Genomic DNA, 7,807 nt, shown 5'->3' with positions numbered 1-7,807 from the left:
CTAATAGAAAGTTGCCCTGCGCTCGCGCCTACGGGAATCAGCCGTACTATGCGCCAAAAACCATCATAGGCTAAAATGAAATATCGCGGTTTGGCGCATAATACGCTGTCGTGGACATGGTGAGCGAGCGCAGGGCAACGGGGCGCGGGTGTCGCACAACTCGCGCCCCGTTGGACATGAGAAACCGGCCTATGCGATCCTTTGGCCATGAAAGTCAAGGACCTCATCGCGCCGATTGAAGCCCACGGATGGCAGCAGGTGCGCCAGAGAGGAAGCCATCGGCAATTTCATCACCCCACGAAGCCGGGCACAGTCACCGTAGCGGGCAAGCCCAACCTTGATGTGCCGCCCGGTACGCTCAACAGCGCGCTGAAGCAGGCTGGACTAAAGAAGGAGTAATTCGTATGCGTTATATGGTCGTATTTGAGCAGGGCCCAAGCAGCTACGGGGCGTATGTGCCAGATCTTCCTGGATGCATCGCGGCGGGTGAGTCCGAGGCAGAGGTTCTTGAGCTCATTCGAGAGGCTATTGAGTTTCACCTTGAGGGGCTAAAGGAAGAGGGGCTTCCGGTTCCGACACCTCACTCGTCAAGCCGTATGGTTGAGGTTAGCGCGTAACCCATGCCCAACATGGCGCTCAACCTCGCTCCTTTTGGTCGCTGAACGCTGCGCGATAGAGGGGTTTTACACTGATTTCACGGACACATTCATTAAGGCTTATGATGAGCCAGGAGGTGTGTCATGGCAAAGCGAAGGAAATATTCGGCGGAGTTCAAGCATGAAGCAGTCGGACTGGCGCGTTCGAGCAATTTGCCGGTCAGCCAGGTAGCCCGAGATCTGGGCCTCAATCCCAACATGCTCACCCGCTGGCGTCGGGAGCTGAGCACGGTCGGCAACAAGGCCTTTGTTGGCCAGGGCAAGCCGCGTGACGAGGAACTGGCGGCGCTGCGGCGTGAACTGGCGCAGGTGAAGCGGGAACGGGATTTTTTACAAGAAGCGGCGGCGTTCTTCGCGAAAGCATCGAAATGAAGTACCGCATGATCGAGCGTTGGCGCAAGCAGGGTGCTGGCCAGCGTCCGGCCGGGGTGCTGAATCACCTAGAGCGGGACTTTGGCGCCGAGGCGCCCAACACCAAGTGGGTGACCGACATCACCTACATCAGCACCATGGAGGGTTGGCTGTACCTGTGCGCCGTGAAGGATCTGTGCACTGACGTGATTGTCGGCTGGTCGATGAGTCACAGCCAGACGCGCGAGCTGGTGTTGCAGGCGGTGCTGATGGCGCTTTGGCAACGGCAGGACCACTCACCGGTCATCCTGCATTCGGACAGGGGCTGCCAGTTCACCAGCGGGGAATATCAGCGCTTCCTCGAAGGTCACCACCTGATCTGCAGCATGAGTGCTCAATTACATCGAGCGCTTCCATAACGCCCGGTGCAGACGGCGTCTTGAGATGCACCAGCAGAAACAATTACTCTTGTCCTAACCGTCCGTCGAAATAGGGTAAATCCCGATCTGTTCTTCTCTGAACAGACTTCTCTTCATGACTTCGACCTCCTGCGGGCCGTCACCACGAACTCTACAATGGCCTACCTGGCGGGGAAAGGTCAACCACGGCAGATCCGCTGACAGCGGCTGACAAAACCCTTGCTGAAGCGCCAGGGAGGCACAGCCGCGTTGGAACCGGGGGAACTTCTTTGCACGTCTGGTTCTCATATCGGGTGTGTGACCCTTCCGCAGCCGTCTGATCCCGCTCCATGCAGGAACCGGGCATGAACCAGCACGCTTCGTCTGTGACAAGTCCCCTGGGCTCTTTCACGCCCACCGCCGATCCCGAGTGGCGGCTGGTGGAGGAAGGTTTCAACCTCGCCCGCGAGCACGAGATCGAGTCGATCTTCGCCATCGGCAATGGCTATCTCGGCAGTCGCGCCTCCCTGGCTGAGGGCAGCAATCTGTCCGCGCCCGCCACGCTGATCGCGGGTGTCTTCGATCATGATCCGGTCTCCAATGTCCCTGACCTTGCCCTGGCGCCGGACTGGATGCAGGTTCAGGCAAGCATGGAACATGCACCCATCCGGGTCGATCTGGAAGGCAGCCTGCTGCATCGGCGCATACTTGATCTACGTCAGGGCATATTCTGGCGGGAGTGGCGCTTCCGGGATGCGGGGGGGCGGACGAGTCGGATCCTTGGCCTGCGCCTGGCTTCACTGGCCGACCGACATGTGTTGCTGCAATCCGTGTTGCTGGTCTCCGAGGACCACGGCGGTCACCTCCATCTCGATGCTCGCATCCGGCTGCCGCCCGCGCGTCCGGGTCGTGTGGTGTTGAACGCGGAGTCTACGCGTCAGGACATACGCGGGCGGATGATCGAACTGGCCACGCATGCGGGTCTGCGGGTTGCGCTGGCGGTGCGTAACCATATCCGCAGTGACGCTGGTACCTTGGCCCCGGATGGCCAGGATCACTGGGATCTGCAGGTTGAACCAGGTCGGCAATACCGCTTCGACCGCCTGGTGGTGGTCCATACCAGTCGCGACGGGCCCGATCCGGCGGCCAGTGCCAGTGCGCATCTGCAATCACTGCCGGATACCGACCAGCTGATAGCGGCCCATGTCGCAGCCTGGGCGGCGCGCTGGGAGCAGGCCGATGTACAGGTCAAGGGCGACGGTGATGCCCAGCGTGCCCTGCGTTTTGCCATCTATCATCTGATCAGCAGCGCCAACCCCGAGGATGAGCGGGTATCCATCGGCGCCCGGGCGCTCACGGGGGATGCTTACAAGGGGCACGTCTTCTGGGACACCGAAATTTTCATGTTGCCCTTCTTCATCTTCACCCATCCGCCCAGCGCGCGCGCCCTGCTGATGTACCGCTATCACACCCTGCCGGCGGCTCGCGCCAAGGCCCACAAGCTCGGCTATCGCGGTGCCCTCTATGCCTGGGAGTCGGCCGATTCCGGTGAGGAGACCACCCCATCGGTGACCTTGATGCCGGATGGCAGGCTGGCGCGGGTGCTGTCCGGCGAGCAGGAGCATCATATCAGCGCCGATGTGGCCTATGCCGTCTGGCAGTACTGGCAGGCCACCGGGGATGCCGATTTTCTGCTGCGGGCCGGTGCCGAAATCCTGCTGGAAACGGCGCGCTTCTGGGCCAGTCGCGGACAGTTGGAGGCCGATGGGCGCTACCATATCCGTCACGTCATTGGCCCGGACGAGTATCACGAGGACATTGACGACAACGCCTATACCAATCTCATGGCGCAGTGGAATTTGCGGCGCGGTGCCGAGCTGGCGGGCCTGCTAGCCGAACACTGGCCGGCGGCCTGGCAGGAACTGGCGCGGCGCCTGGAGTTTGATATGGATGAGCCCAGGCAATGGCAGGATCTGGCCGGGCGGATCCATGTCGGGCTGGACGCCAGTACCGGGGTTCTGGAGCAGTTTCAGGAATTTTTCGGGCTGGAGGCGATTGATCTCCCGGCCTATGAACCGCGCGCGGTGCCGATGGATGTCATCCTCGGGCATGATCGCACCCAGGCGGCGCAGGTGGTCAAGCAGGCCGATGTGGTGATGCTGATGGCCCTGCTCTGGGAGCAGCTCAGCCCGTCGCAACGGGCGGCCAATTATCGTTATTACGCGCCGAAGACCGGCCATGGCAGCTCCCTGAGTCCGGCCATGCATGCCCTGGTGGCGGCGCGACTGGGAATCATGGATGAAGCCTTGGCGTTTTTTCGCCAGAGCGCCGAGATCGATCTGTCCAACCACATGGGCAATGCCGCGGGCGGGGTGCATGCCGCCGCACTGGGCGGTCTCTGGCAGGCCGCCGTACTGGGTTTTGCCGGGATGCGGCTCCTGTCCGACGGGCTGGCTTTCGAGCCACACCTGCCGCCGGATTGGGACAGCCTGACATGCCGGGTGCTATGGCATGGCCAGGCCTTGCAGCTGCGACTGGAGACCGACTGCCTGATCTTATCGGTGGAAGGCCAGCAATCCGTGCCGGTGCGAGTCGGTGGGACGGCGCGGTGGGATCTTTCGCCGGGGCAGGTTTATCGGTGGCGGCAGATTGAAGGTGCCTGGCAGGAGATGAGCGTATGACGGGCAACACGCAAAGGCCTGACAAAACCGTTTTGCTGCCGCTGGACGGTTCGCGGGAGTCCATGGCGGCAGTGCCGGTGGCGCGGGCGTTGGCGGCCCTGAGTAAGGCCACTCTGCACATCGTGCATGTCGCCGAGCCGCGGGCGCCGCTGGAGGACTTGCGGACGCGGCTGGGCCTGACAGCGGAAGATCTGGCCGGTGTGGTGCTCGACAGCCTGCCGGGTCCGGCCGGGGAGGCCATCGTGCGTCTGGCGCATGAGCGTGGCAGCGAATTGATCGTCATGACCCTGCACCGGGGCGCCAGTGCCCGGGAAAGCGGCCTGGGCTCGGTCGCCGAAGCCGTGCTGGCACATAGCAGCAGTCCGCTCCTGCTGGTGCCCCCGGCCGCCACCCCGCCTGCCTGGGCACTCCAGGAAGTCTTGCTGCCTCAGGATGGCACGCCGGAAAGCGCGGCCATCATCAAGCCGGCTGTCGAACTGGCCAGCCGCGCCGGGGCAAAGCTGCTGGTGCTGCATGTGGCCGTCAACCATGCCACGCCGTCTTCGGAAGCTGGTGCCATGAGCACGCCGCGCTATGTGGATCAGCCGCAGCACGAATGGCCATCCTGGGCACAGGAATTCATCGAGCGGGTGAGTGCGCTGTGCGACTGCCGGGATCTGGACATGCGATTTTTCATGGGGCATGGGGAGGCCGGTGCGGAGATTGCCCGGGTGGCTCGCGCGCAGCACGCCGATCTGATCGTCCTGCCCTGGCATGGGGGGCAGTTGTCGCCACGGCGCGCGCCCATTCTCAAATCCCTCTTCCATGACCTGCCGGCCCCGGTGCTGATCCTGCGTTGCGGCGAGGCGGCCCGGGCACTGGCTAGGGAATAAGAAAGACCTCCGCCAGATCCGCCACCACCCGGTCGGCACCGGCGGCCTTCAGCGTTTCCGGTTGACCATGACGGTCCACGCCGATGACGCAGCCGTATCCCGCCGCCCGGATTGCCTGCACGCCTGCAATGGCGTCCTCGAAGCCCGCCGCACGCGCCGGCCTGATGCCCAGCCGGCGCACGGCCTCCAGAAAGGTGTCGGGCGCGGGTTTGCCCTGCAGATGCAGTTGACCCGCCACATTGCCGTCCACGGTGGCGTCAAACAGTCCGCTGAGACCGGCGGCCCGAAGCGTGGCCGCGCAGTTCTTGCTGGCGGTCACGACCGCGGTCTTGAAGCCCAGCCCGCGTGCCTGTTCGATCAGATGAATCGAGCTGTCGAAACGCTCCACCCCTTGTTCCGCCAAGGTTTTCAGAAACAGCCGGTCCTTGCGTTTGCCGAGTCCCATGACGCTATCGATTTCTGCTGGATCATCGGGATTGCCTTCCGGCAGATCAATGCCGCGCGCCGCGATAAAACTCCGGACCCCGTCATGGCGGGGCTTGCCGTCCACGTAGAGCCGGTAATCGGTGTCGATGTCGAAGGGCTGAAAGGGTATGCCTCGGGCAGCAGTCCATTGCTGCAAAAAGGCATCGAACATGGCCTTCCAGGCCTGGGCATGTACCGAGGCAGAGCGGGTGATGACGCCATCGAGATCAAAGATCAGGGCGTCGAAGGCGGATCGTGAAAGTGTCAGGGCAGTGTTCATCATGGTTTCGCGCAATCTTTGCCTGAGCCAGGCCGAGTAACCAGGATTTGGAATGGTCGCATTGCTGACCTTGCCGGCATCCATATCCTTGCAACACCTTACCCCTTCCTGCATGGCCGGATCTAGGACGGAAGGTGGAGAGACCCTGCGTCGGATACATTCCATCCATTAAATCACTATGCTTTGCATATCCAGTTCCCGTCGAGGATAGTCCTGTGCTGGCTTGCGAGCGTGTCATGTCTTCCCGGCAGTTGCGCCACCTGTCTCCCATTGTTCTGGGGCTGTGGCTGCTGGCATTGGTGCTCACCAGCTTCCAGCCCTGCGCCGTGGCTGCCGAGTCGCTGGCTACGGCGCCGCAGGCAGCCAAGGCTGTCCACCACGATGCGCGCGAGGACCACTGCCCGGGAGCCAGTGAGCAGTATGGTAAGGGCAAATGTTGCGATCACAAGCATTATACCCACTGCAACCAGCCTGAGGTCGTCAAGCACGATCAGGCAGTGAATCTGGATTTCCAGGCACAAGCCCATTTTCTGCCAGCATCGGCCATCCTGTTGACCTCGGCGGAAAATGCGACGCGCCGGCGTATGTCGCCTTACCATCCTCCCGCCGATCTTCCACGACTTCTCGCCGCCACCCGCCTGTTGATCTAAGTGTTTGATGTCAGTTTGTCTGACAGGACTCGTCATTTCCAATAATAAACAATTCTGGTCATAACCCACGCTGGCGTAATCCTGCATCCGCAGGTGCTGGACCGGCTACCGTCCAGATGATCTCGCCACGTGTGGTGCCTGGCATGGGGGCCAGGGACCGCTATCGTCTGGCCTTGAAGCTTGAACCGGTTTCCCAACGCCCAGAACCATGGGTGGCCGATATTTTACATGAGGCCGGGTTTGCGTTTGGCTAGCTCGGGAGGGATCGTGGAAAAGACTCGCTGGTACAAGTTTGATCAGAATGACTATGCACCCGATTTGGAGAATTATGATGCGCTCATAGAATCCGATGAAAATCAACCGCAGTTTCCCAAAACTGCGCTGTTCGGAAAATTCCGCCAGTTGTTCAGGCGCGTGCTGCTACTGCTCATTGCCGTGTTGCCGGGCAATGCCCTGCGCATCCTGCTGTATCGTATCCTGCTGGGCTATGACATCGACTATCAAAGTCGGGTGGGGATGCTGAATTACCTGCATCTGGGTTCCTGCCGCCTGCGCGGAGCCAGAATCGGCAGTCTCAACCTGGTTCGTGCCAATCGCCTGATCATGGCCGAGGGCGCCTGCATTTACCGCTTCAATCGTATTCAGGACGTCAGCACCTTCAGTCTCGGACAAAGTTCGCTGGTACGCAGTCGCAATAACTTCATTGCCACGGCGCCTGATTCAACGCCTTTCAAGCATCTGGAAAACTTCACTGCCGGCGATCGCTGTTTGATCACCAATGAACATTTCTTTGATCTGTCCGACGAAATTCGTTTGGGGGATAACGTCACTTTCGGTGGTCAGGGAACCCAGGTCTGGACGCATGGTGTGAGTGTGGACCGGGTGCGGATGCAATCGCCAGTTACACTGGGCAACCATATCTATATTGGATCCCGCAGCCTGATCGTGCAGGGCGTGCAGATCGGTGCGCGGGTGGTGATCGGCGCAGGTACCGTGGTGTCCAGATCTCTGGCCGCGGATGGTTTTTATGTTTCCTCCAAGGTCCAGTGCAAGGGTCAGTTTCAGGAGTATGTCAGCCATCCTGACCTGATCAGCTATCGCGGCAATGCCTTTCTACGTAAAAAGCCGGAGTGAACATGCATTTATTGCGGATCATGATCAAAGGATTCCGGCCATTTTCAAACGGCATCTGATCCCTGATGCCGTTTCATGACTTCAAGGGAGGACATCATGCAAGCCAAAATTTCCCTAATCGGTGCCTTTGTCGGCGCTTTGCTGTCCGGATATCAGGTAAGTGCCCAAGCAGCTAGCGGTCCCACCAGCATCGGTTTCACGCTACCAACGGACCCGACCCCGGTGGTAACCAGCACGGTCGGCAGCTATCAGGTCGCTCAGTTCAACAGTTACTCACTGACCTTTGGCGCCAACAGCGGGGTCAGTTGTGATGCCTTCCA

At 60.9% G+C, this 7,807-nt stretch carries 8 protein-coding genes and 1 pseudogene; 8 read left to right on the top strand and 1 reads right to left on the bottom strand.

The genetic code is table 11. The annotated features are described in order from the left end of the window. Window positions 1-207 precede the first annotated feature (207 nt). From WOB96_RS14335 to WOB96_RS14320, 5 genes and pseudogenes are all read left to right on the top strand, one after another. Window positions 208-399, top strand: coding sequence for a type II toxin-antitoxin system HicA family toxin (locus tag WOB96_RS14335; RefSeq protein WP_341371988.1), 192 nt, complete (start codon window positions 208-210; stop codon window positions 397-399). Between the two features lie 5 nt (window positions 400-404). Beyond that, window positions 405-617 carry a type II toxin-antitoxin system HicB family antitoxin gene (locus tag WOB96_RS14530; RefSeq protein WP_423229757.1) on the top strand — a complete coding sequence of 71 codons (213 nt, stop codon included), beginning with the start codon at window positions 405-407 and terminating at the stop codon, window positions 615-617. 123 nt (window positions 618-740) lie between these two features. Then, window positions 741-1,484, top strand: a pseudogene (locus tag WOB96_RS14330) (DDE-type integrase/transposase/recombinase). Window positions 1,485-1,770: 286 nt separating this feature from the next. Further along, a complete protein-coding gene (locus tag WOB96_RS14325) occupies window positions 1,771-4,086 on the top strand; it encodes a glycoside hydrolase family 65 protein (protein WP_341371987.1) in 2,316 nt (771 codons plus the stop codon). Continuing rightward, window positions 4,083-4,958, top strand: coding sequence for a universal stress protein (locus WOB96_RS14320; protein WP_341371986.1), 876 nt, complete (start codon window positions 4,083-4,085; stop codon window positions 4,956-4,958). Before WOB96_RS14325 ends, WOB96_RS14320 begins: the two co-directional genes overlap by 4 nt. Here WOB96_RS14320 and WOB96_RS14315 read toward each other — a convergent pair. After that, window positions 4,948-5,787, bottom strand: a complete 840-nt coding sequence (locus WOB96_RS14315; protein ID WP_341371985.1) for an HAD family hydrolase — start codon at window positions 5,785-5,787, stop codon at window positions 4,948-4,950. The genes WOB96_RS14320 and WOB96_RS14315 overlap by 11 nt on opposite strands. Window positions 5,788-5,939: 152 nt before the next feature. Here WOB96_RS14315 and WOB96_RS14310 point away from each other — a divergent pair, with 152 nt between their 5' ends. The 3 genes from WOB96_RS14310 to WOB96_RS14300 form a co-directional block, all read left to right on the top strand. After that, entirely contained in the window at window positions 5,940-6,353 is a 414-nt protein-coding gene (locus WOB96_RS14310) for a hypothetical protein (protein WP_341371984.1), read from the top strand. A 267-nt stretch (window positions 6,354-6,620) separates the two neighbouring features. Further along, window positions 6,621-7,487 (top strand): acyltransferase, encoded by an 867-nt coding sequence (locus WOB96_RS14305; protein ID WP_341371983.1) that lies wholly within the window; start codon window positions 6,621-6,623, stop codon window positions 7,485-7,487. A 96-nt stretch (window positions 7,488-7,583) separates the two neighbouring features. Next, window positions 7,584-7,807, top strand: a 224-nt coding sequence (locus WOB96_RS14300) for a hypothetical protein (RefSeq protein WP_341371982.1), incomplete at its 3' end; no start/stop codon positions are given.

This window comes from Thermithiobacillus plumbiphilus, from assembly GCF_038070005.1.
GTDB lineage: Bacteria > Pseudomonadota > Gammaproteobacteria > Acidithiobacillales > Thermithiobacillaceae > JBBPCO01.
Note: the sequence above shows the minus strand (reverse complement) of the source record. Positions and strands in the feature narration are given on the sequence as shown.

Coding starts and splice junctions, on each gene's coding strand:
- WOB96_RS14335 (WP_341371988.1), top strand. CDS start 208: ATGAAAGTCAAGGACCTCATCGCGCCGATTGAAGCCCACGGATGGCAG.
- WOB96_RS14530 (WP_423229757.1), top strand. CDS start 405: ATGCGTTATATGGTCGTATTTGAGCAGGGCCCAAGCAGCTACGGGGCG.
- WOB96_RS14325 (WP_341371987.1), top strand. CDS start 1,771: ATGAACCAGCACGCTTCGTCTGTGACAAGTCCCCTGGGCTCTTTCACG.
- WOB96_RS14320 (WP_341371986.1), top strand. CDS start 4,083: ATGACGGGCAACACGCAAAGGCCTGACAAAACCGTTTTGCTGCCGCTG.
- WOB96_RS14315 (WP_341371985.1), bottom strand. CDS start 5,787: ATGGATGCCGGCAAGGTCAGCAATGCGACCATTCCAAATCCTGGTTAC.
- WOB96_RS14310 (WP_341371984.1), top strand. CDS start 5,940: ATGTCTTCCCGGCAGTTGCGCCACCTGTCTCCCATTGTTCTGGGGCTG.